This window comes from Streptomyces sp. NPDC051243 (assembly GCF_044455405.1).
In the GTDB taxonomy this organism is placed as follows: Bacteria; Actinomycetota; Actinomycetes; order Streptomycetales; family Streptomycetaceae; genus Streptomyces.
Window position 1 is genome coordinate 673,788 of the sequence record NZ_JBITES010000002.1, and the last position, 21,372, is coordinate 695,159.

Consider the following 21,372-nt stretch of genomic DNA (forward strand, 5'->3'; position numbering starts at 1 on the left):
CCACAAATTCCACAGCCGGGCGGAGGGGGAAACAGGGTGCCGCAGCGACGGAGGGTGACGAGTCGCAGCCATGAGCCGCGACGACGGTTCGCGGAGGAGGTACGGGCGCTGCGTGAGCGGAAAGGGGTCAGTCTGCGGGAACTTGCGGCGGAACTGGGCTGGGACTGGTCGATGCTCGGCAAGCTGGAGCGGGGCCAGACGCTGGGGAGCCCCGAGATGGCGCAGGCGCTGGACGAGTACTACGGGACACCGGGGCTGTTGCTGGCGTTGTGGGAACTGGCGGTCGCAGATCCGGCGCGGTTCAAGGAGCAGTACCGCCGGTACATGCTGCTGGAGGCCGAGGCGGTCAGCTTGTGGCACTTCGCAGTGAGCATCCTGCCGGGCCTGCTTCAGTCGGATGGCTACGCGAGTGAGGTGCTCGCGACGGGCGGCATCAAGGGCGAAGAATTGGCCCAGCAAGTGGAGGCACGCGTCGGCCGCCGCGCGCTGCTGCTGGGGGAGGACGCGCCGACGTTCCGCAGCATCCTGTCCGAGGCTGTGTTGCGCACGCCGTTGCGGGACGCCAAGGCCTGGCGGGAGCAGCTCGAACATCTGGCAGAGGTGGCAGAACGCCCGCACGTCACGCTTCAGGTGCTGCCGCTGGGGGCCGGGCTGCACGGCTTGGTGGGCACCGCCGTGATGTTCCTGCGGATGCCCGAGGGGCGAACGGTCGCCTATACCGAGACCGCGTACCACGGCGAACTGGTCGAGGAGAACAGGGAGGTTGAGCGGCTGCAACGTGCGTACGATTCGATGCGCGACCTGGCGCTGTCACCGGCTGAGTCGCTGAAGTTCATCGGGCAGATGCTGGAGGAAGCACCGTGCGATCCATCGACCTGACCGGCGTGACGTGGCGCAAGAGCAGCTACAGCAATCCGGACGGTGGCGAGTGCGTCGAAGTCTCCGACGACCTTCTGGCCGGGACCTCGTGGCGCAAGAGCAGCTACAGCAACCCCGACGGCGGTAACTGCCTCGAAGTCGCCGACAACATCCCCGCCCCCCTCGTCCCCGTCCGCGACTCGAAGACCCCCCACGGCCCCGCCCTGATCCTCCCGGCGACCGCGTGGGCCTCCTTCGTCACGGCCGTACGACGCGGCGAACTGCCGAACTGAGCTGACCCGAAAAGCCGGAGGCCGTCGCACCACCCTCGGTGCGACGGCCTCCGTCGGTTCCGCTCAGCCGCAGGCGTTAGTGCACGCCGCCCATGAGCGCCTTGACCTTCTTGCGGTACATCCACACCGCCACACCGGCGACCACGGCGAGCGTGGCTTCCATGGCCACCACGCTCGTCTTGTTGAGGTCGACCCCGGCGATGGAGAGCAGGCCGGTCGTGGCGTCACCGGCGGTGACCGCCAGGAACCAGACGCCCATCATCTGGGAGGCGTACTTCGCGGGGGCCATCTTCGTCGTCACCGACAGACCCACCGGGGAGAGCAGCAGCTCACCCACGGTCTGCGTGAAGTAGATCGCCACCAGCCACATCGCCGCCGCCTTGTGACCGCCCTCGGCGATCGACAGCGGGGCCAGGAAGAGGAAGAAGGACGCGCCGACCAGGACCAGACCCGAGGCGAACTTGACGATCGTGCTCGGCTCCTTGCCGCGCCGGTTCAGCGCGAGCCAGAACCAGGCGAAGACCGGGGCCAGGGCCATGATCAGGACCGGGTTGACCGACTGGTACCAGGAGACCGGGAAGTCCCAGCCGAGGACGCTGTTCTCGGCGGAGGAGTCGGCGAAGATCGACAGGGTCGAGCCGCCCTGGTCGTAGATCATCCAGAACACGGCCGCGGCGACGAAGAACCAGATGTACGCGGACATCGACTTCTGCTCGGTGCGGTCCAGGTCCTTGTCGCGCTTGATGCGGACCAGGACGAGGGTCGGGATGATCACGCCGAGCAGGGTCAGCGGAACCAGGATCCAGTTCAGCGTGTAGCTGCCGGAGAAGCCGACGATCGCGTAGAAGACGACCGCGATACCGGCCCAGATCGCGGCCTTGCGCAGGGTGGAGGACTTCTCCTCGGCGGACAGCGGCGTCGGGACGACGCTGGAGCGCTCGGCGAGGTGGCGGGAGCCGATCAGGAACTGGGCGAGACCCAGCGCCATGCCCAGCGCGGCGAGCGCGAAGCCGAGGTGCCAGTTGACGCTCTCACCGATGGTGCCGATGACCAGCGGCGCGGCGAAGGCGCCGAGGTTGATGCCCATGTAGAAGACGGTGAAGCCGCCGTCGCGGCGCGGGTCGTCCGGGCCGTCGTAGAGGTGGCCGACCATCGTGGAGATGTTGGCCTTCAGCAGACCCGAGCCGATGGCGACCAGGCCGAGACCGGCGTAGAAGGTGCCCGAGGCGGGCAGGGCCAGCGTGAGGTGGCCGAGCATGATGATGCCGCCCGCGATGGCGACGGTCTTGCGGGGGCCCCAGACGCGGTCGCCGAACCAGCCGCCGGGCATGGCGAGCAGGTACACCAGCGACACGTACACCGAGTAGATCGCGGTCGCGGTCGCCGCGTCGAGGTGCAGGCCGCCCGGAGCGACCAGGTACAGCGGGAGCAGAGCCCTCATGCCGTAGTAGGAGAAGCGCTCCCACATCTCGGTCATGAAGAGAGTGGCCAGTCCGCGGGGGTGGCCGAAGAAGGTCTTCTCGGAGCCGGGGGTGCCCGGGCGGGCCGAGTCCTTCGTCAGGCTGGACGCCATGGTCGATCCTTGCTGGTCGGGACGCGCACCGAGGTTGAACGGTGGCGCGCCCGGTGGGGGAGCGGCCGGCTCCGGCGGGTACGTCGGCCGCCCGGCCACAGGTCATTCCTTTTGATCCGCACACTGATCCGCACATAAAAGAGACCTTCGGCGTCAACTACCGCCAAAGGTCCCCGCAGTGCTACAGGCGTAGAGTCACCATACGGCAGGACACGGCCGGATATGGAAGGACTTGAGACAGGGATCACAGGTGTCGGGGGAACCGCAGGCACCCTTTCCAAGGTCCTTTCCAGGATCGCACCTCGTAGGCATAGGTCTGTACCACAGCGGGCGAAGGTAAGAGAGCGGTCAAAGGCCGGTAAGAATCAAGGCCTGCGATCACACCCCGGCTCTTGTCCGGAGCGGACTACCATCAGCTCATGACCCGTGTACTGCTCGCCGAGGACGACGCGTCCATTTCGGAGCCGCTGGCCCGCGCACTGCGCCGGGAAGGGTACGAGGTCGAGGTGCGGGAGGACGGCCCCACCGCACTCGACGCTGGAATGCAGGGCGGTATCGATCTGGTCGTGCTGGACCTCGGTCTGCCCGGCATGGACGGCCTCGAAGTGGCCCGCCGGCTGCGTGCCGACGGGCACACCGTGCCGATCCTCATCCTGACCGCCCGCGCCGACGAGGTGGACACCGTTGTCGGCCTGGACGCGGGCGCCGACGACTACGTCACCAAGCCGTTCCGGCTCGCCGAGCTGCTGGCGCGGGTCCGGGCCCTGCTCCGGCGCGGCGCCGCCGAACCGCAGCAGCCGCCCGCCACCCACGGGGTGCGGATCGACGTCGAGTCGCACCGGGCGTGGATGGGGGACGAGGAGCTCCAGCTCACGGCGAAGGAGTTCGACCTGCTGCGGGTGCTGGTGCGGGACGCCGGGCGGGTGGTCACCCGGGACCAGCTGATGCGGGAGGTCTGGGACACGACCTGGTGGTCGTCGACCAAGACGCTCGACATGCACATCTCGTGGCTGCGGAAGAAGCTCGGCGACGACGCGGCGAACCCTCGGTACATCGCGACGGTGCGTGGTGTGGGCTTCCGTTTCGAGAAGAGCTGAGCCGTTGAGGACCGTACGGGCCGAGTACAGATAAGTAGTAAGTAGCAACAGGACATGCGCCGTCGACTGATCCAGTCCACCCTCGCTGTCGTTCTCGTCGTCATCGCCGTCTTCGGTGTGTCCCTCGTCATCGTCGAGACGCGGACGATCACCAGCACCGCGCAGGAGCGGGTCGACACCGAGGCGGTCCGGCTGGTCAGCATCGTGGACAGCCGGCTGCTCGGGGACGAGACCGTGGACGCCTCGGTGCTGCGGGACCAGCTCCAGGGGGACCGTTACGCCGAGATCCGCATCCCCGGCAAGCCGGTGATCGAGGTGGGCTCCAAGCCGACCGGAGACGTCATCAGCGCCAAGGAGACGGGCGAGGAGGGCGAGACGGTCACCGTCCAGGAGCCGCGCTCGTCGGTGACGCGGGAGGTCGGCCGTACGCTGCTGATCATCGGGGCGGTGGCGCTGCTCGCGGTGATCGCGGCGGTCCTGCTGGCGGTACGGCAGGCGAACCGCCTGGCCTCCCCGCTCACGGACCTCGCCGAGACCGCGGAACGCCTCGGCTCGGGCGACCCGCGCCCCCGGCACAAGCGGTACGGGGTCCCGGAGCTGGACCGGGTGGCGGACGTCCTGGACTCCTCGGCCGAGCGCATCGCGCGCATGCTGACGGCGGAACGCCGCCTGGCCGCCGACGCCTCCCACCAGCTCCGCACCCCCCTCACGGCACTCTCCATGCGCCTGGAGGAGATCACCCTCACCGACGATCCCGACACGGTGAAGGAGGAGGCGACCATCGCCCTGACACAGGTGGAACGCCTCACCGACGTCGTCGAACGCCTCCTCACCAACTCCCGCGACCCACGCAACGGCTCCGCCGTCACCTTCGACCTCGACGAGGTCATCCAGCAGCAGCTGGCGGAGTGGCGGCCGGCGTATCGCAGCGCGGGGCGGGCGATCGTCACCTCGGGCAAGCGGCACCTGGAGGCGGTGGGCACGCCGGGCGCGGTGGCCCAGGTCCTGGCGGCCCTGATCGAGAACTCGCTCATGCACGGCGGCGGCACGGTCGCCCTGCGCACCCGCGTCACCGGCAACCAGGCGGTCATCGAGATCACCGACGAGGGCCCGGGCATCCCGGCCGACCTCGGCGCCCGCATCTTCGAACGCGCCATCAGCGGCCGCAACTCCACGGGCATCGGACTCGCGGTGGCCCGCGACCTGGCAGAGGCGGACGGCGGCCGCCTGGAAATGCTCCAGACCAAGCCCCCGGTGATCGCCCTGTTCCTGTCCCGCACGCCGCCACCGAAGAAGCAGACGCAGGATTCGGGGCCGACAGTCAGATAGGTATGCGCTCAGGCAGGCATGCCGGAGGGCTCAACGCCGGGTCCGTGCATCTCAGCCGGGACCTTTCAGCCCACCCGCTGCCCGACCCGCCGCTCAGGCGCCGCAGGCCTCCGCGGCGCAGGCTCACGCGCGTCCAGGAACGATTCCGCGCCACCCGTCGCCGCTGCCACCGCCGGCTCCTCCGAGGGCAACGCCCGGAACACCCACGTCCGGTACGACCAGAACCGGAACAGCGTCGCGACCCCGATACCGAGGAACTTGAAGATGTTGCTCTGCAGCGGGCTGTCCCAGCCGAAGCCGTACGTCGCCGCGTACAGCACGCCGTTCTCGATCACCAGGCCGACCACGCTGAACAGCAGGAACAGACCCAGTTCCGTCGTACGGCGACTCTTGTCGCGGTCCCGGTACGTGAAGTACCGGAAGCCGAGGTAGTTGAAGATGATCGCGACGACCGTCGCGATGACGCTCGCCCGCACCACCTGGAGGTCGGTCACATGCCGCACCAGGTTGAACACGAGGAGGTTGACCAGGAGCCCCGCTCCCCCCACCGCCCCGAACTTGGCGACCTCACGCACCAGCCGGTCGAAGCGCTGCCGAACGGCACTGCGGGGTACCGGAGGCGCCGCATGAAGCCCCGAGGAACCACGTCCCATGGTCGTGAAGGCTCCTGTCGGTCGATTCGTCGGACGGTTTTCGTCAACCCAGCCATGCTAACCACCCCCCTCCTCGATTGCCTGTGCGCAAGCTCATAGGTCGGGAACACTTGGGAAAGAGACCCGGAAAACTCCGGTAAGAGGGGCACTCGGGACGGCCGATACCCTAGGCACGTGACGTTCCCGGTAGTCGGCATGGTCGGCGGGGGCCAGCTCGCTCGTATGACACACGAGGCAGGCATCCCGCTGGGCATCAGGTTCAAGCTCCTCAGTGACACCCCTCAGGATTCCGCGGCGCAGGTCGTCAGCGATGTCGTCATCGGCGACTATCGCGACCTGGACACGCTGCGCGAGTTCGCGCGCGGTTGCGATGTGATCACCTTCGATCACGAACACGTACCCACCGAGCACCTAAGGGCCCTGGAGGCGGACGGCATCCCCGTCCGCCCGGGCCCCGACGCGCTGGTGCACGCCCAGGACAAGGGGGTGATGCGCGCGAAACTCGACTCGATCGGCGTGCCGTGCCCACGGCACCGCATCGTGAGCGACCCGGCCGACGTGGCCGCGTTCGCGGACGAGGGCGACGGCTTCCCGGTCGTCCTCAAGACCGTCCGCGGTGGCTACGACGGCAAGGGCGTCTGGGTCGTCGACTCCGTGGAGGAGGCCGCCGAGCCGTTCAAGGCCGGCGTCCCGGTCCTCGCCGAGGAGAAGGTCGACTACGTCCGCGAGCTCGCCGCCAACGTCGTACGGTCCCCGCACGGCCAGGCAGTCGCGTACCCGGTGGTCGAGTCCCAGCAGGTCAACGGCGTCTGCGACACCGTCATCGCGCCCGCCCCCGACCTCGACCGGACCCTCGCCCTCAAGGCCGAGGAGATGGCCCTGACCATCGCCAAGGAACTCGGCGTCGTCGGCCACCTCGCCGTCGAGCTGTTCCAGACCCGCGACGGCCGCATCCTCGTCAACGAGCTCGCGATGCGCCCGCACAACTCGGGCCACTGGACCCAGGACGGGGCGATGACGTCCCAGTTCGCCAACCACGTCCGCGCGGTCCTCGACCTCCCCCTCGGCGACCCGCGCCCGCGCGCCAAGTGGACGGTCATGGTCAACGTCCTCGGCGGCGACTACCCGGACATGTACTCCGCGTACCTGCACTGCATGGCCCGCGACCCCCAGCTCAAGATCCACATGTACGGCAAGGACGTGAAGCCCGGCCGCAAGGTCGGTCACGTCAACACCTACGGCGACGACCTCGACGACGTGCTGGAGCGCGCCCGTCACGCTGCCGGCTACCTGAGAGGCACGATCACCGAATGAGCAGCGCTGCCGGCCCCGTCGTGGGCATCGTCATGGGTTCGGACTCCGACTGGCCCGTCATGGAGGCCGCCGCCCAGGCCCTCGACGAGTTCGAGATCGACTACGAGGTCGACGTCGTCTCGGCGCACCGTATGCCGCGCGAGATGGTCACGTACGGCGAGCAGGCGGCCGAGCGCGGGCTGAAGGTGATCATCGCGGGGGCGGGAGGCGCCGCCCACCTGCCCGGCATGCTCGCCTCCGTCACCCCGCTCCCGGTCATCGGCGTCCCCGTCCCGCTGAAGTACCTCGACGGCATGGACTCCCTGCTGTCGATCGTGCAGATGCCGGCCGGCGTCCCCGTCGCCACCGTCTCGGTCGCCGGCGCCCGCAACGCCGGTCTGCTCGCCGCCCGCATCCTCGCCGCCCACGACGAGGAGCTGCTGCAGCGGATGCGCGAATTCCAGCAGGACCTGAACGACCAGGCCACCGAGAAGGGCAAGCGGCTGCGCGCCAAGGTCGAGGGAGCGGGCGGGTTCGGCTTCGGCGCGGGGAAGTGACGCCGATGACCTCCGCTTCGCTGGGGGCGGCCCGGGAACTCCTGCGTGAGTTCCCGGTCGTCGACGGTCACAACGACCTCCCGTGGGCCCTGCGCCAGCAGGTCCGCTACGACCTCGACGCCCTCGACATCGCCACCGACCAGGCCGCCCACCTGCACACCGACATCCCGCGCCTGCGCGAGGGCGGCGTGGGCGCGCAGTTCTGGTCGGTGTACGTGCGGTCGGACTACGCCGGTGACAAGGCGGTCAGCGCCACCCTCGAACAGATCGACTGCGTACGGCAGTTGCTGGCGCGGTACCCGGCCGACCTGCGCCCCGCGCTGACGGCCGCGGACATGGAGGCGGCGCGCGCGGAGGGCCGTATCGCCTCCCTCATGGGCGCGGAGGGCGGCCACTCGATCGCCGACTCCCTCGCCACGCTGCGCGCGCTGTACGCGCTCGGCGTCCGCTACATGACCCTCACCCACAACGACAACATCGCGTGGGCCGACTCGGCGACGGACGAGCCGCGGGTGGGCGGCCTGTCGGCCTTCGGCCGCGAGGTGGTCCGGGAGATGAACCGCGAGGGCATGCTGGTCGACCTCTCGCACGTGGCGGCCACGACGATGCGCGACGCGCTCGACACCTCCACCGCGCCGGTGATCTTCTCCCACTCCTCCTCCCGCGCGGTCTGCGACCACCCGCGCAACATCCCGGACGACGTCCTGGAGCGCCTCCCCGGCAACGGCGGCATCGCGATGGTGACGTTCGTGCCGAAGTTCGTGCTCCAGGCGGCGGTCGACTGGACAGCCGCGGCCGACGAGAACATGCGCGCCCACGGCTTCCACCCCCTCGAGACCACCGCCGAGGCGATGAAGGTGCACCGCGCCTTCGAGGAGAGCAACCCGCGCCCGATCGCCACGGCGTCCACGGTCGCCGACCACCTCGACCACATGCGCGAGGTCGTCGGCGTCGACCACCTCGGCATCGGCGGCGACTACGACGGCACGGCCTTCCTCCCGGACGGCCTGAACGACGTCTCCGGCTACCCCAACCTGCTCGCCGAGCTGCTGGACCGCGGCTGGTCCAAGACCGACCTGGCCAAGCTGACCTGGCAGAACGCCGTACGGGTGCTGGGCGCGGCGGAGGACGTGGCCCGTGACCTTCAGGCCACGCGGGGCCCGTCCAACGCGACCATCGAGGAACTGGACGGACCGGCCGGACTGGACGGCTGATCGTCGAGGGCGGGGTAGTCGGTGTATCCGGTCGCCCCGCCCGTGTACATCAGGTACCGGTCCCGCACCGGGTTGAGCGGGGCGCCCAGGCGCAGGCGGGTGACCAGGTCCGGGTTGGCCAGGAACGGCCTGCCCAGGGCGACCAGGTCGGCGCCGGCGGACAGCATCTCCGTGGCCGCCCGGGTGACGGCCTCGGTGGTGAGGCCGGGGAGCACCGGGTTGCCGATCAGCACGCCGGGCCAGTCCGCGCGGATCCTCCGGTACACCGCCGTGTCCGGGTCGGCGTGCACGAGGTGCAGATAGGCCAGGTCCAGGCCCCGCAGCCGGGCCACCAGCGCCGGGTAGAGGACGTCGGTGTCGTCCTCCTCGATGCCGTTGACGGTGTTTCCCGGGGAGATCCGTACGCCCACCCGGTCGGCGCCGATCGCGTCGGCCACCGCCTCGGTGACCTCCGCCGTGAACCGCACCCGCCGCTCCACCGGCCCGCCGTACCCGTCCGTCCTGCGGTTGGTGTTCCCGGCGAGGAACTGGTGCAGCAGGTGCCCGTTGGCCGAGTGCACCTCGACGCCCTCGAAGCCCGCGTCGACGGCCCGGCGGGCGGCCGCGGCGAAGTCGGCGGCGGTGGCCCGGATGTCGTCCGCGGTCATCTCCCGAGGGGTGACGGCCGGCAGCCGCCCGCGCGGTGTGAAGATCGTCTCCGGCAGCGGCACGGAGGAGGGCGCGACGGGCGTCAGGCCCGTGGTCTGCGGATGGCTCACCCGCCCGCCGTGCTGAAGCTGCAGGAACATCCGCCCGCCGCCCGCCCGCACGGCCTCGGTCACCCGCCGCCACCCGGCCACGTGCCGGTCGGTGTGGATAGCGGTGATGTTCGGGTACGTCTGCCCGACCGGGTTCGGCGTCGAGGCCTCGCCGATGATCAGTCCTGCGCCGGCGCGCTGGGCGTAGTGGGTGGCCATGAGCGGGCTCGGGGTCCCGTCGGCCTCCGCTCGGTTGCGGGTGAGCGGTGCCATCACGAGGTGGTGGGGAAGTTCGAGCCGGCCGAGCCGGGCCGGTGTCAGAAAGCCGGTTGTCCGTGTCATGGCCGTACCGTAGAAGTTGACATCAATGTCAGATTCAAGCCCGGACGGAACGGGGGCACGGCATGCGGATCGGTGAACTCGCCCGGCGGACCGGCGTGAGCGAGCGGTCGCTGCGCTACTACGAGACACAGGGGCTGCTGCGCGCCGAGCGCACCCCCGGTGGGCACCGCGACTACCCGGAGACGGCTGTCGACCGGGTCATCCGGATCCAGGAACTGTTCGCCGCCGGGCTGCACAGCACCCGGATCGCGCAACTGCTGCCCTGTATGCGGGACACCGACGGCGGCCCCTCCGCCGTCGCCACGCCCCGGCTGGTCGAGGACCTCACCGCCGAGCGTGACCGCATCGACCGCATGATCACCGACCTCGTCCGGTCCCGGGACACCTTGGACCAGGTCATCGAGGCGGCCCGGGACCGCTGACCGCCGCGCCTACCCCCGAACGCACCGTTTCACGCCGGCCGCCGCGCGGTACCCCCGAACGCCCCGTCCACCAGGAAGCCGCTCCGGGTCCGTGCCACCGTGAGCCGTACCGCTGATCAGGACACCGATCACGTACGGAGACCGCCATGGCAGACCTCAAGGACGAACTGGACACCAGCTCCGAGGTCGGCGAACTCGACGACCTGCCCGCCCCGCCCACCGCAGAGCCGTCCGCACCCGGCACCGGCCCGGGCGAAGACCCCGACACCGGCCTCCTCGACCGCGCCCACGCCCTCCTCGACGCCCACCCCGTCGCCGACGGCTACAGCGGACTGCCCTGGACGCTGCGCCATCTGCCCCGGGTCGACCTGGAGCTCGGCGAGGGCGCCGTCGACACGGACGTGCCGCGGCTGCGCGAAGGCCACGTCGGCGCGCTGTTCTGGGCGCTGCACCTGCCCGAGGGGCTGGCCGGGGACCAGGCGGTCGGTGCCACGCTGGAGCAACTGGACCTGGTGAAGACCGTCGTACGCGCCCACCCCGAGGGCCTGCGCCTGGCCGACACCCCGGGGCCGATCACCGACGTCCGCCACCACGGCCGCGTCGCCGTCCTGCCCGGCCCGGCGGGCGCCGCCGCCATCGGCGACTCGCTCGGCATCCTGCGCTCGCTGCACGGGCTCGGGCTGCGCGCCCTCACGCTGTCCGGCACGTCCTGGGCGAGCGAGGCGGGGCTGACCCGGTTCGGCGAGGAGGTGCTGCGTGAGATGAACCGGCTCGGTGTGGTGGCCGACCTCTCCGGAGCCTCCGCCGACACCGTCCGCCGTGCCTGCGTGGTCTCCAAGGCCCCCGTCCTGTGCGCCCGCTCCGCCGCCCGCGCCCTGCGACCCCACCCGGCCAACCTCCCCGACGACCTGCTCGCCGAGCTGGGCGCCGCCAAGGGCCTGTGCATGGTGCCGCTCACGGCCGAGCAGGCCGGCCCGTCCGTCCGGGACGTCGCCGACCAACTCGACCATGTGCGCCAGGTCGCGGGCCCGGAATGCGTCGGCCTCTCCGGCACGTACGACGCCGGCAGCGCCCATCCCCAGGACCTCGCCGACGCCTCCCGCTATCCCCACCTCATCGCCGAGCTGCTGCGCCGGGGCTGGCCCGAGGCCGACATCGCCCTGCTGACCTGGGGCAATGTCCAGCGGGTGCTGCGCGAGGCCGACTTCACGGCGCGGGAGGCACAGCGACGCAGGCAGCCGTCCACGGCGAAGATCGCGGAGTTCGACGGCTGATCAGGGCTGCTCGATCCGGCAGAGGCAGAAAGGGTGGCCCGCGGGGTCGGCGTACACCCGGAAGTCGTCCTTGTCCTCCGCGTGCAGCAACCGCGCGCCCAGCGCCAGCACCTTCTCCTGGGCCGCCTCGACCTCCTCCCAGGTGGCACCGGCGTCGAAGTCCAGATGGAACTGCTGCGAGTTGCGGTCGGCCCGGGGCCACTCCGGCGAGGTGTACCCGGGCGCGGGCTGGAAGGCGAGCCGTGGTCCTCCCGGGATCCGGAGTACCACCCAGTCTGGGTCGTCGTCCTCGGGCGTACCGCCGCCGACAGCGGCGTAGAAGCGGGCCAGGGCGCGCGGGTCGGGGCAGTCGATGACGACGGAGCGCAGGCTTGCCACGGGGGCCATGGGGTCCTCCCGGAGGTCGGGGCCTGATCAGCAGGCGCACAGGCAGAACGGGTGCCCCGCCGGATCCGCGTAAACCCGGAAGGTCCGCGAGCGGTCCTCGGTGTCCAGCGGCTTCGCGCCCACGGCCAGGATCTCCTTCTCGGCCGCGTCCAGGTCCTCGACCATCAGGTCCAGATGGAACTGCTGCGAGTGATCGGGCGCGGGCCACTGCGGGGGTACGAAACCGGGGGCGGCCTGGAACGCCAGCGACCGCCCGCCGGGCACCTTCAGGTCCACCCAGTCGCCCTCGCCCTCGACGCTGCCGCCGAGCACGCGGGCGTAGAAGTCGGCGAGGGCACGGGGGTCGGGACAGTCCAGGACGACGGCGCCCAGTTCGGCGATGGCCATGGCTTCCTCCTTGAAAGTTCCTTGTTACCCGTAGCACGCCTCAACGGGTAACCTCCGTTACCGCATGCTCCCTCATTGGGGGTAACCTCGCAAGGGGAAATGCGGGAGGTAGCGTGCAGCCATGAGTGAGAGATCGCCCGCGCCCGGGGGCCTGGAGCTGGTGCAGTCCCTGGTCAACACGTTGGACATCGAGTCGGGGGCCGACTCGCTGGACACGGTGGAGGGGCGGGCGCGGTTCGGGGTGGCGGAGGGGGAACTGGCCCGGGCGCGGGAACTGCGGGAGTCGCTGCGGGTGGCGCTCCTCGCGCACGCGGGGCATCCGCCGCACCGGGTGGTGGCGCCGTTGGGGGAGTTGCTGGCGGCGAGCCCGCTGGTGGTCGCGGTCGACCCGGCCGACGGGTCGGCGACGCTGGCTCCGGCTGGCGGGGATTCGCTGTTCTCCCGGGTCGCGGCGGCCGTCGCCCAGGCGCTGGTCGAGGGGACGTGGGGACGGCTCAAGGCCTGTGAGGCCGTCGACTGTCATTGGGCGTACTACGACCGGAGCCCGGCGGGGCGGGGGCGGTGGTGCTCCATGCAGGTGTGTGGGGCGCGGGCGAAGATGCGGCGTTATCGGGCGAAGTAGCGCCCACGCCCACCGGGACAGGCCCCGAGAGACACGCCCACCAGGACCGGTCCTGAGACAAGGGCGTTTCCGTCAGCCCTCCTCTTCGTGTCTCCGCGCTGCCCGTGAGCCCACCAGCAGGAGGCACAGCACCGCGACCCCCGCGACGATCCCGGTCAGGACGAGCAAGGGATCCAGGGGGCGAACCGTCGCCGCCGTGACCTGGGTCTGCGGCAGGGAGGCCGGTGTGGGCGTCGGTGACGGCGAAACCGACCGTGCGGCCGCCGGAGCCGACGCCGGAGCCGACGCCGGGGGCGTCGACCGTGCGGGCGAGCGCGAGGGGGTGCGCGTCGGCGTCGTCCGGCTCGGCGCTGTCGGGTGATGCCCGGACGACCGGTTCCCCGGAGCCGTCCCCGTCTCCGGGTGCTCGTGCGTCGGCGCGGCCGCGGGTGTCGTCGCAGGTGCCGCCTGGACCACGATCCGAGCCGTCATGCTCGGGTGGACCGTGCAGTAGTAGGCGTACGTCCCCGCGGTGGTGAACGTGAAGCTCCAGCTCCCGCCCTTGTCCAGCATGGGGGAGTGGAAGGCGGCCGGGGCGGACGTGGTCTTCACGTCGTGGGGTGCGGTGTCCTGGTTGGTCCAGGTCACCGTGGAGCCGGCGGGGATCGTCAGCGTCGCGGGACTGTAGGCGTAGCCGCTCATGGTCACCCGGTACGTCGCCGCCGACGCCCGGCCGCCCGGCACCGCGAACACCAGCCCGAGCAGGGCGGAAAGGGCGAGCACGGCCCCCTGGACCGTTCGCCGGGCCGCCCTCACGCGAACTCCCCGGCGATCAGCAGCCGCAGCCGCGTGGCCGGACACAGCCGGCCGAACCGGAAGCCGGTGGCGCGCCGCAGCAGCCGGTACGGCAGCCGGGCCACACCCACGCCGAGCAGCCGGTCGTCGGAGCGCTCGACGATCCTCAGCCGCAGCAGTACGGGGAAGCCGGTGCCGTCGGTACCGTCGGTGCCGTCGATGCCCAGATCGCCGGTCAGCTGGACGGTGCCGGCGGTCGGGTGGGGGTGGGCCTGGTCGAGCGTGAGCGTGCCCTTGAGGCGGGCGTCGTCGAACGCGAAGCGGAGAGTGGGGTGTTCGTCGGTCCCGGGCACCGTGAGCACGGCCTCGGCGAGGGCGATGCGACGGCGCCGTACGGGCAACGGGCCGCAGAGCGCGGTGAGTTCGACGAGCGAGCGGTCGGGGGCCACCGTGTAGCGGCCGGGCAGCGGCAGCCAGGGGGCCGGGCCGGGGGCACGGCGGGGTGGGGTCGGGTCGGTGGGGAGGGTGACGGTTGTCATCCCGGTCTCCTTGGAAAGCGGTTCCGTCGAAGCGGCGGTGACGGGGACAATGGGGGGAGCGCCGGTCCGGCCGACTGAGCCTCGGCCGGACCGGCGCCCGTCTTCCGCGAGGGCGGTGTCAGCAGTTGTTGGTGAGGAAGTCCTCGGTGGGGGCGAGCAGATGCGCCGCCCAGACCGTGTGCATCTGCACGTAGCTGTCGACGTTCAGCAGATCGGCGACCTGCTGCCCGGGCGACTCCTCCAGGTGCGCCTTGTTGATGTGGTTCAGCAGCACGCTGAGCGTGTCGTCGGCGATCGTGCCGCCGCCCTCGGTGGCGGGCGTCAGGATGCTCTCGATCCACACCGTGTGCGTCTTGATGTACGTGTCAAGGGCGAGGGCGTCCTGCACCTGCTGGCTCGGGGAGCGCTCCAGGTGCGCCGCGTTGAGGTGCTGGAGGATCGGCAGCAGCACGTCCTGGACGCTGGTGCACTGCTCGTCGCCGCCGGAGCCACCGCCGGACGTACCGCCCGAGGTGCCCCCCGACGTACCGCCGGACGAACCACCGGAAGAGCCGCCGGACGCACCGCCCGTGCTGCCACCCGAGCCCGATCCACCGGACGAGCCGCCGCTCGACCCGCCCGAGGAACCGCCGGACGAGCCACCCGAGGACCCGCCGGACCCGCCGGACGAGCCGCCCGACGATCCGCCGTCGCCGGCCGCCACGACCTTCACCGACGCCACCATGTCCGGGTGCACCGCGCAGTAGTACTCGTACGTCCCCGCCGTGGTGAAGGTGTACGACCACGAGTCGCCCTGCTCCAGCGTCCCCGAGTCGAACTTCTTCGGGCCCTTGGTCGTGGTGACCGTGTGCGGCACGCTGTCATGGTTGGTCCAGCGGACCGTGTCGCCGACCTCGACGACGAGCTGCTTCCCGTCGCCGAACTCGTTGTTCATGATGTCGACCTGGTGGTCGGGTGCCGCATCGGCCGCCGGCCGGTCCGCCGCGGCGGCCGCGGGCGCCTGAGCCGCGCCCGCGTCCGCCGTGGAGGTCGCCCCGGACGCCGAGCTGCCCGCGGCTGCCTGGAGCAGCCCCAGGCTGAGCACCGCGGTCAGTGCCGCGCCGAGTCCGGCGACCAGCAGACCCCGGTTGCCCGAGGGCGCCCGGCGGCGCGGTGCCGTGTCGCTCTCATTACCTTGTTTCAACGCAACTCCTCTTATTCTCCTGCGAATTCACTGATGGGTTTTCTGGGGGACTCACTGGCCGGGGTTGGCCGTGACCAGCAGACTCGTCACGGCGAGCACGACGAGGACCAGCCCCGTCTCGGCCGCGACCGAGTAACCGAAGGGCCGCACGGTGGCGGCGTCGCCGCGCAGCAGCACGGCGAGATCGAGGCGGGTGCGCACCCACTGACGGCTTGCGAGGGCGGCGAGCAGGACGATGCCGAGGACACCCGTCTTGATCAGCAGCAGCTGCCCGTACGAGGTGTGCAGCAGGGCGTCGTACGACCCCACCACCTGCCACGCCAGCACCAGCCCGGCCGCGACGATGCCCGCCACGCTCACCGCCGCGAGCCGCGAGTAGCCCGGCACCACGGCGGCCAGCTCGGCCGGCCGGCGCCGCGGCAGCACCGCCGCCCCGAGCATGACCAGCCCGCCGATCCACAGTGAGACGCCGAGCAGATGCACCAGGTCGGCGATCGCGCCCCAAGTGGGCTCACCGCCCTCGGAGTTGTGACCCGTCATACCGGTCGCCCGCAGCAGCCCGAGCCCCACGGCGAGTGCGCCGACCCGCCAGCCGGGGGAGCGGGAGGTGCGCGGCCCACCCTGGAGCAGTGCGCTCAGCACCACCGCCGCGAGCACCCACAGCAGCACCCGGGCGGCGAGGACGACGCCGGGTTCGGTGGTCAAGATGTCCGCGTACGTCTCGGCGCGCAGCGCGTCACGCACGCCGCCGAGTGAGCCGTACGCCCCCTGGAGACCGATGCTCGCCACCGACGCCAGCAGCCCGCACGTCCAGGCAAGTCCCAGCAGCGCCCGGGCCCGGGGCTCGTGCGCGCCGCGCGGCCACAGCAGGGTGACGAAGGCGAGGCCGCCGATGAACAGCGCCAGTGACAGATAGCCGGCCCAGCGGGCGGCGACGAGGCCCTTCCGCACCAGGGGGGACGGTGCGGGCGCGGCCTCGTCGCCGCGGTCCTGGGCGGTGGCGGGTGCGCCGATGCCGAAGTCCAGCCGTCCTGACGAGGCGTGTCCGTCCGCCTCGTCGACGACCGACCAGACGACGGCGAGGTCACCGGCGGCCGGGTGCCCGAGGGCGGCCCGTACGACCTGGCCCTTGCCGCCCGGCACGCGGGTCACCGGGAGCCGGTCGCCGTCCAGGGTCATCACGCGTACGCCGGCGAGGTCGACGGATTCGTCGAAGGTGAGGGTGAGGTGGTCGGGAACGCGCTTCAGTTCGGCGCCGTTCGCGGGGCTGGAGGTGACCAGCTCGGTGTGGGCGGAGGCGGGCAGGGCGCCGAGGAGGACGTAGAGGAGCGGGGTGAGGGCGAGGAGGACAAGGGTGCGGCGGAGGGCACGTCCGGAGCCGGTTCCGGACAGCGGGAGGGTCACGGCGTCGCCTCCGGGGAGGGGATGACGCCGCCGAGGAGGGACGGGAGCGGAGCGAGGCCGACGCAAGGGGAGGGCCGCGGAGTCGGGGACGCCTCGGCCGTCGGGTCGAGGAGACCGAAGACGGGCTGGGTGAGACCGGTCAGGAGCGGTCGGGCGAGCCGCACCTCGCCGTCCTCGCAGGCGGCGTCACCGCCGGCCGGCGGGGTGGTGCCCGGCGCGGAGGGAATGGGGGAGGCGGGGGACGTGGGGTCGGACGGGGCGGGGGAGTCGCCGTGGCCCGGGTGACCTGCGCCCGTGCCGCCGGACGTACCGGTGTGGCCGGTGTGATCCGTGGCGCCCGTGCCGCCGGGGTGGTGGACGCCGGTGACCGGCAGTGCCCCGGTTCCGGCCGCGCCTCCCGGGGCTGCGCCCGAAGCGTCGCCCGGGACGCCCGGCGGGGTGGTGCCGGTCGGGGGCGAGGGCGCGGTGGCCGCGGGCGGCGGGGCGGCGGTCGGGGCGGAGGCGGTGGCGGGGGCGCCGATCCCCGACGCATAGCCCAGCACGACCACCACGGCGCCGACGAGCGCTCCCGCGACCAGTTCGTCACGGTGGTCCTGCGGCCACACAGCCCGGCGGAACAGGGGCATGGTCTCTCCTGGCATGGTCCGTTCAAAACCAGCGAACGACGACCAGTGGAGTGGCGGGCGAATTCCGCGCGGCTACGCATCCGTTAAACGACTGTTGCCTACCTCTCTTTCGGGGGTGTCCGCACTGTGAGAACAGGCGACAACGACGTTATTCCGCGCAATGCGGCTGTGGAGAATTCGGGTAGAGCATTTTCGTTTCCCGCACGCTACTCGAATAGAATTCGCGGCGAAGTGGCGATTTCGAGGAGAGTCGCATATGCCGTTGTGTGCGCAGGGTGAAGGCGGCCCGTGGCGGCGGAAGGCAACAGGGCCAAGGGCAACGGGAAGGGGCCGGGCCCGACCGCTACCCGACCCCTGCGGAGTCATCCGAATTTCCCTGCCGCGAAAGCCCTTTTCTCAGGCCGTCGGCCGCCCCATCGCCCGATAGGTCCAGCCGGCCTTCCGCCATACCTCGGCATCGAGCGCATTACGTCCGTCCAGAACGACCCGCGCCGCCGCGACCTCGCCGAGCGCCGCCGGGTCCAGCTCGCGGAATTCCCGCCATTCGGTGAGATGCAGTACGACATCGGCGCCCCGTACCGCGTCGGTCGCGCTGTCGGCATAGCCGAGGGTCGGGAAGAGCCGGCGGGCGTTCTCCATGCCCTTGGGGTCGTAGACCGTGACCTGGCCGCCCTGGAGGTGGATCTGCCCCGCCACGTTCAGCGCGGGCGAGTCCCGTACGTCGTCCGAGTCGGGCTTGAAGGTGGCGCCGAGCACCGCGACCCGCTTGCCCAGGAAGGGACCGCCGCCCAGCGCCTGCCGGGCGAGCTCCACCATCTGGCCGCGCTGGCGCATGTTGATGGAGTCGATCTCGCGCAGGAAGGTCAGCGCCTGGTCGGCGCCCAGCTCACCGGCGCGGGCCATGAAGGCGCGGATGTCCTTGGGCAGGCAGCCGCCGCCGAACCCGATCCCGGCCCGCAGGAACTTCTTGCCGATCCGGTCGTCGTGCCCGATGGCCTCCGCGAGCTTGGCGACATCGCCGCCGGCCGCCTCGCACACCTCAGCCATCGCGTTGATGAAGGAGATCTTGGTGGCGAGGAAGGAGTTGGCGGACGTCTTCACCAGCTCGGCGGTGGGGAAGTCGGTGACGACGAAGGGGGAGCCGTCGGCGATCGGCGTCGCGTACACCTCGCGCAGCAGCTTCTCCGCCCGCTCGCTGCGCACGCCGACCACGATCCGGTCCGGGTGCAGCGTGTCCTCGACGGCGAAGCCCTCGCGCAGGAACTCCGGGTTCCAGGCGAGCTCCACCTCGCCGCCGCCCGGGGCGAGCTCCAGGATGCGGGCCGCGAGCCGGTCCGCGCTGCCCACCGGCACGGTCGACTTGCCGACGACCAGGCAGGGCCCCCGCAGGTGCTTGGCGAGGGACTCGACGGCCGTGTCGACGTAACTCATGTCGCAGGCGTACTCGCCGTGCTTCTGCGGGGTGTTCACGCAGACGAAGTGCACATCGCCGAACTCGGCGACCTCCGCCCAGTCCATCGTGAAGCGCAGCCGCCCGGTGGAGCCCTCGATACCGGCGACGTGCTTGCGCAGCAGCTCCTCCAGGCCCGGCTCGAACATCGGGACCTGACCCCGGCCGAGCATCTCGATCTTCTCGGGCACGACATCGAGCCCCAGCACCTCGAACCCGAGTTCGGCCATGGCCGCGGCGTGGGTGGCGCCGAGATAGCCGGTACCGATCACGGTGATCTTCAGGGCCATGGGGACTCCAGAAAACGAGGACGGGGCGGTGCGGGCCCGAGCATAGTCGGCGGGTCTGACGGGCAGCTTCCCCGCTGTCACCAAGCTCACGTATCACTCCCGTGAGCCGACCCCTAAAATTTGAGTTACTTAACGGTAATTAGCGCCAGCATCGCACTGACAACCAGCGTCCTTGGAGCGTGAGAGACCTTGGCCGGATCGGCTGACTTCGACCTGTACCGCCCGTCCGAGGAGCACGACATGCTCCGTGACGCCATCCGCTCGCTGGCCGAGGCGAAGATCGCGCCGCACGCCGCCGCGGTGGACGAGGAGGCCCGCTTCCCGCAGGAGGCCCTCGAGGCGCTGGTCGCGAACGACCTGCACGCGGTGCACGTACCCGAGGAGTACGGCGGCGCGGGCGCCGACGCGCTCGCCACCGTGATCGTGATCGAGGAGGTGGCTCGCGTCTGCGCGTCCTCCTCCCTCATCCCCGCGGTGAACAAGCTGGGCTCGCTCCCGGTGATCCTCTCCGGCTCCGAGGACCTGAAGAAGCGGTACATGACCCCGCTCGCCAAGGGCGACGGCATGTTCTCGTACTGCCTCTCCGAGCCGGACGCCGGCTCCGACGCGGCCGGCATGAAGACGAAGGCGGTCCGCGACGGCGACCACTACGTCCTGAACGGCGTGAAGCGCTGGATCACCAACGCGGGCGTCTCCGAGTACTACACGGTGATGGCGGTGACGGACCCCTCCAAGCGCTCGAAGGGCATCTCGGCCTTCGTCGTCGAGAAGTCCGACGAGGGCGTCTCCTTCGGCGCCCCCGAGAAGAAGCTCGGCATCAAGGGGTCCCCGACCCGCGAGGTCTACCTGGACAACGTTCGCATACCGGCGGACCGCATGATCGGCGAGGAGGGCACCGGCTTCGCCACCGCGATGAAGACGCTGGACCACACCCGCATCACCATCGCCGCCCAGGCCCTCGGCATCGCCCAGGGCGCCCTCGACTACGCCAAGGGCTACGTCCAGGAGCGCAAGCAGTTCGGCAAGCCGATCGCCGACTTCCAGGGCATCCAGTTCATGCTGGCCGACATGGCCATGAAGATCTCGGCCGCCCGCGCCCTGACCTACCAGGCCGCCGCCGCCTCCGAGCGCGGTGACGCCGACCTCACCTACCAGGGCGCCGCCGCCAAGTGCTTCGCCTCGGACGTGGCGATGGAGGTCACCACGGACGCCGTCCAGCTCCTCGGCGGCTACGGCTACACCCGTGACTACCCGGTGGAGCGCATGATGCGTGACGCCAAGATCACGCAGATCTACGAGGGCACCAACCAGGTCCAGCGCATCGTCATGGCGCGCAACCTGCCGTAACAAGCCGTGGAAGAAGGGCCCTCGGTCCTTCAGGCCTTGAGGTAGGACTCGAGGAGCGTGGCCCAGGCGTGCTCGAATTTCGCGAACTCGTCGGGGCATCTCTCGGCCCGCTCCTCGGGGAGCACGCCGTCCGGGTTGCCGTCGCTGCGCACGATCTCCTTGTACGCGTCGGGGTTCGAACCGTAGAGCCGGCAGGACCAGTTGTAGAAGCGCTGGATGTCGAGGGAGTGCTCGTCGGCGTACGCGGAGTCGGGGATGCCCCCGGCCGCGTCCGCCTGCGCCAGGCCGCCCCACGCGTTGATGGTGTCGATCGCGTACCGCTTCCAGAAGGCGTTGGCCTCTCCGCAGCTCTTCGCGCGCAGCGGCACGTCGTACGGGAGAGCGACGATGTCGTCGGCGTGACTCGCCACGCCCTCAAGGACTTCGGTGCGCTTGAGGAATTCCTCGGTCCGCCGGTCCGCGGCCTTCTGCGGCTTCTCGTACGACACCACGAGATCGCCCTGCCCCACGGACGGCGACGGTGATGCGGCGGCGGTGGCCCTGACCGGCCGCACCGCGTCCTTCTCCGCCGCTGTGCCGCCGGAGCCGGTCGAGCAGCCGGCGGCGGTGACGGCGGCCCCGACGAGAACGGCGCCTGCCCGGAGTCGTGAACTCTCGCTGCTGTCACCAGGGCCACTCCTCAGCCTGCGGCGCGGATACGGGACACCTCCGACCCACCCTG

23 protein-coding genes are annotated in these 21,372 nt (G+C 71.0%); 11 read left to right on the forward strand and 12 right to left on the reverse strand.

What is annotated here, in order from left to right:
• Positions 1 to 36 precede the first annotated feature (36 nt).
• Positions 37 to 879 carry a helix-turn-helix domain-containing protein gene (locus ACIBAG_RS07015; protein ID WP_399101812.1) on the forward strand — a complete coding sequence of 281 codons (843 nt, stop codon included), beginning with the start codon at positions 37 to 39 and terminating at the stop codon, positions 877 to 879.
• Entirely contained in the window at positions 861 to 1,151 is a 291-nt protein-coding gene (locus ACIBAG_RS07020; RefSeq protein ID WP_399101814.1) for a DUF397 domain-containing protein, read from the forward strand. The genes ACIBAG_RS07015 and ACIBAG_RS07020 overlap by 19 nt, the downstream gene beginning before the upstream one ends.
• 76 nt (positions 1,152 to 1,227) lie before the next feature.
• On the opposite strand, the gene ACIBAG_RS07025 is transcribed toward ACIBAG_RS07020, so the two are convergent.
• Positions 1,228 to 2,724 carry an oligopeptide:H+ symporter gene (locus ACIBAG_RS07025; RefSeq protein WP_399101816.1) on the reverse strand — a complete coding sequence of 499 codons (1,497 nt, stop codon included), beginning with the start codon at positions 2,722 to 2,724 and terminating at the stop codon, positions 1,228 to 1,230.
• Positions 2,725 to 3,143: 419 nt separating this feature from the next.
• Here ACIBAG_RS07025 and ACIBAG_RS07030 point away from each other — a divergent pair, with 419 nt between their 5' ends.
• Both ACIBAG_RS07030 and ACIBAG_RS07035 read left to right on the forward strand, forming a co-directional pair.
• Complete coding sequence (locus tag ACIBAG_RS07030; RefSeq protein WP_365533383.1) at positions 3,144 to 3,821, forward strand: response regulator transcription factor; 678 nt, start codon at positions 3,144 to 3,146, stop codon at positions 3,819 to 3,821.
• Positions 3,822 to 3,875: 54 nt separating this feature from the next.
• The gene (locus tag ACIBAG_RS07035; RefSeq protein WP_399101818.1) at positions 3,876 to 5,150 is read left to right on the forward strand and encodes an ATP-binding protein; all 1,275 of its coding nucleotides are present in this window, start codon (positions 3,876 to 3,878) and stop codon (positions 5,148 to 5,150) included.
• 65 nt (positions 5,151 to 5,215) lie between these two features.
• On the opposite strand, the gene ACIBAG_RS07040 is transcribed toward ACIBAG_RS07035, so the two are convergent.
• Entirely contained in the window at positions 5,216 to 5,803 is a 588-nt protein-coding gene (locus ACIBAG_RS07040; protein ID WP_399101820.1) for a GtrA family protein, read from the reverse strand.
• Between the two features lie 174 nt (positions 5,804 to 5,977).
• Between ACIBAG_RS07040 and ACIBAG_RS07045 the strand changes: the two genes are divergently transcribed.
• From ACIBAG_RS07045 to ACIBAG_RS07055, 3 genes are read left to right on the forward strand one after another with little or no spacing between them, the layout of a single operon-like run.
• Complete coding sequence (locus ACIBAG_RS07045; RefSeq protein WP_399101822.1) at positions 5,978 to 7,117, forward strand: 5-(carboxyamino)imidazole ribonucleotide synthase; 1,140 nt, start codon at positions 5,978 to 5,980, stop codon at positions 7,115 to 7,117.
• Complete coding sequence (purE, locus tag ACIBAG_RS07050; protein WP_399101824.1) at positions 7,114 to 7,653, forward strand: 5-(carboxyamino)imidazole ribonucleotide mutase; 540 nt, start codon at positions 7,114 to 7,116, stop codon at positions 7,651 to 7,653. The genes ACIBAG_RS07045 and purE overlap by 4 nt, the downstream gene beginning before the upstream one ends.
• A gap of 5 nt (positions 7,654 to 7,658) precedes the next feature.
• Entirely contained in the window at positions 7,659 to 8,867 is a 1,209-nt protein-coding gene (locus tag ACIBAG_RS07055; RefSeq protein WP_399101827.1) for a dipeptidase, read from the forward strand.
• Here the strand turns inward: ACIBAG_RS07055 and ACIBAG_RS07060 are convergent.
• Complete coding sequence (locus ACIBAG_RS07060; RefSeq protein ID WP_399101829.1) at positions 8,798 to 9,946, reverse strand: alkene reductase; 1,149 nt, start codon at positions 9,944 to 9,946, stop codon at positions 8,798 to 8,800. The genes ACIBAG_RS07055 and ACIBAG_RS07060 overlap by 70 nt on opposite strands.
• A 62-nt stretch (positions 9,947 to 10,008) precedes the next feature.
• Between ACIBAG_RS07060 and ACIBAG_RS07065 the strand changes: the two genes are divergently transcribed.
• Entirely contained in the window at positions 10,009 to 10,368 is a 360-nt protein-coding gene (locus ACIBAG_RS07065) for a MerR family transcriptional regulator (protein ID WP_399101831.1), read from the forward strand.
• 146 nt (positions 10,369 to 10,514) lie between these two features.
• Complete coding sequence (locus ACIBAG_RS07070) at positions 10,515 to 11,642, forward strand: dipeptidase (protein ID WP_399101833.1); 1,128 nt, start codon at positions 10,515 to 10,517, stop codon at positions 11,640 to 11,642.
• Here ACIBAG_RS07070 and ACIBAG_RS07075 read toward each other — a convergent pair whose 3' ends face one another.
• Together ACIBAG_RS07075 and ACIBAG_RS07080 are read right to left on the reverse strand one after the other, a co-directional pair.
• Positions 11,643 to 12,029, reverse strand: a complete 387-nt coding sequence (locus tag ACIBAG_RS07075; RefSeq protein WP_399101835.1) for a VOC family protein — start codon at positions 12,027 to 12,029, stop codon at positions 11,643 to 11,645.
• 27 nt (positions 12,030 to 12,056) lie between these two features.
• Complete coding sequence (locus tag ACIBAG_RS07080) at positions 12,057 to 12,416, reverse strand: VOC family protein (protein ID WP_399101837.1); 360 nt, start codon at positions 12,414 to 12,416, stop codon at positions 12,057 to 12,059.
• Positions 12,417 to 12,537: 121 nt separating this feature from the next.
• On the opposite strand from ACIBAG_RS07080, the gene ACIBAG_RS07085 reads away from it, so the two are divergent.
• A complete protein-coding gene (locus ACIBAG_RS07085) occupies positions 12,538 to 13,038 on the forward strand; it encodes a CGNR zinc finger domain-containing protein (protein ID WP_399101839.1) in 501 nt (166 codons plus the stop codon).
• Positions 13,039 to 13,110: 72 nt separating this feature from the next.
• Here ACIBAG_RS07085 and ACIBAG_RS07090 read toward each other — a convergent pair whose 3' ends face one another.
• From ACIBAG_RS07090 to ACIBAG_RS07115, 6 genes are all read right to left on the reverse strand, one after another.
• Entirely contained in the window at positions 13,111 to 13,800 is a 690-nt protein-coding gene (locus tag ACIBAG_RS07090) for a cupredoxin family copper-binding protein (RefSeq protein WP_399101841.1), read from the reverse strand.
• 29 nt (positions 13,801 to 13,829) lie between these two features.
• A complete protein-coding gene (locus ACIBAG_RS07095) occupies positions 13,830 to 14,351 on the reverse strand; it encodes a hypothetical protein (protein ID WP_399101843.1) in 522 nt (173 codons plus the stop codon).
• 118 nt (positions 14,352 to 14,469) lie between these two features.
• On the reverse strand, positions 14,470 to 15,534 hold the full coding sequence (locus ACIBAG_RS07100) for a plastocyanin/azurin family copper-binding protein (protein WP_399101845.1): 1,065 nt from the start codon (positions 15,532 to 15,534) through the stop codon (positions 14,470 to 14,472).
• 51 nt (positions 15,535 to 15,585) lie between these two features.
• Entirely contained in the window at positions 15,586 to 16,938 is a 1,353-nt protein-coding gene (locus ACIBAG_RS07105) for a copper resistance CopC/CopD family protein (RefSeq protein WP_399101847.1), read from the reverse strand.
• On the reverse strand, positions 16,935 to 17,564 hold the full coding sequence (locus ACIBAG_RS07110) for a hypothetical protein (RefSeq protein ID WP_399101849.1): 630 nt from the start codon (positions 17,562 to 17,564) through the stop codon (positions 16,935 to 16,937). Before ACIBAG_RS07110 ends, ACIBAG_RS07105 begins: the two co-directional genes overlap by 4 nt.
• Positions 17,565 to 17,960: 396 nt before the next feature.
• Positions 17,961 to 19,304: a UDP-glucose dehydrogenase family protein gene (locus ACIBAG_RS07115; RefSeq protein WP_399101851.1), complete on the reverse strand. Its 1,344-nt coding sequence runs from the start codon at positions 19,302 to 19,304 to the stop codon at positions 17,961 to 17,963.
• Positions 19,305 to 19,493: 189 nt separating this feature from the next.
• Between ACIBAG_RS07115 and ACIBAG_RS07120 the strand changes: the two genes are divergently transcribed.
• Positions 19,494 to 20,651: an acyl-CoA dehydrogenase gene (locus ACIBAG_RS07120; protein ID WP_399101852.1), complete on the forward strand. Its 1,158-nt coding sequence runs from the start codon at positions 19,494 to 19,496 to the stop codon at positions 20,649 to 20,651.
• Between the two features lie 29 nt (positions 20,652 to 20,680).
• Here the strand turns inward: ACIBAG_RS07120 and ACIBAG_RS07125 are convergent, their stop codons facing one another.
• Positions 20,681 to 21,205 (reverse strand): DUF4344 domain-containing metallopeptidase, encoded by a 525-nt coding sequence (locus ACIBAG_RS07125; RefSeq protein ID WP_399101855.1) that lies wholly within the window; start codon positions 21,203 to 21,205, stop codon positions 20,681 to 20,683.
• Positions 21,206 to 21,372 lie beyond the last annotated feature (167 nt).

Coding starts and splice junctions, on each gene's coding strand:
- ACIBAG_RS07025 (WP_399101816.1), bottom strand. CDS start 2,724: ATGGCGTCCAGCCTGACGAAGGACTCGGCCCGCCCGGGCACCCCCGGC.
- ACIBAG_RS07030 (WP_365533383.1), top strand. CDS start 3,144: ATGACCCGTGTACTGCTCGCCGAGGACGACGCGTCCATTTCGGAGCCG.
- ACIBAG_RS07035 (WP_399101818.1), top strand. CDS start 3,876: ATGCGCCGTCGACTGATCCAGTCCACCCTCGCTGTCGTTCTCGTCGTC.
- ACIBAG_RS07040 (WP_399101820.1), bottom strand. CDS start 5,803: ATGGGACGTGGTTCCTCGGGGCTTCATGCGGCGCCTCCGGTACCCCGC.
- purE (WP_399101824.1), top strand. CDS start 7,114: ATGAGCAGCGCTGCCGGCCCCGTCGTGGGCATCGTCATGGGTTCGGAC.
- ACIBAG_RS07055 (WP_399101827.1), top strand. CDS start 7,659: ATGACCTCCGCTTCGCTGGGGGCGGCCCGGGAACTCCTGCGTGAGTTC.
- ACIBAG_RS07060 (WP_399101829.1), bottom strand. CDS start 9,946: ATGACACGGACAACCGGCTTTCTGACACCGGCCCGGCTCGGCCGGCTC.
- ACIBAG_RS07065 (WP_399101831.1), top strand. CDS start 10,009: ATGCGGATCGGTGAACTCGCCCGGCGGACCGGCGTGAGCGAGCGGTCG.
- ACIBAG_RS07070 (WP_399101833.1), top strand. CDS start 10,515: ATGGCAGACCTCAAGGACGAACTGGACACCAGCTCCGAGGTCGGCGAA.
- ACIBAG_RS07075 (WP_399101835.1), bottom strand. CDS start 12,029: ATGGCCCCCGTGGCAAGCCTGCGCTCCGTCGTCATCGACTGCCCCGAC.
- ACIBAG_RS07080 (WP_399101837.1), bottom strand. CDS start 12,416: ATGGCCATCGCCGAACTGGGCGCCGTCGTCCTGGACTGTCCCGACCCC.
- ACIBAG_RS07085 (WP_399101839.1), top strand. CDS start 12,538: ATGAGTGAGAGATCGCCCGCGCCCGGGGGCCTGGAGCTGGTGCAGTCC.
- ACIBAG_RS07095 (WP_399101843.1), bottom strand. CDS start 14,351: ATGACAACCGTCACCCTCCCCACCGACCCGACCCCACCCCGCCGTGCC.
- ACIBAG_RS07110 (WP_399101849.1), bottom strand. CDS start 17,564: ATGCCCCTGTTCCGCCGGGCTGTGTGGCCGCAGGACCACCGTGACGAA.
- ACIBAG_RS07115 (WP_399101851.1), bottom strand. CDS start 19,304: ATGGCCCTGAAGATCACCGTGATCGGTACCGGCTATCTCGGCGCCACC.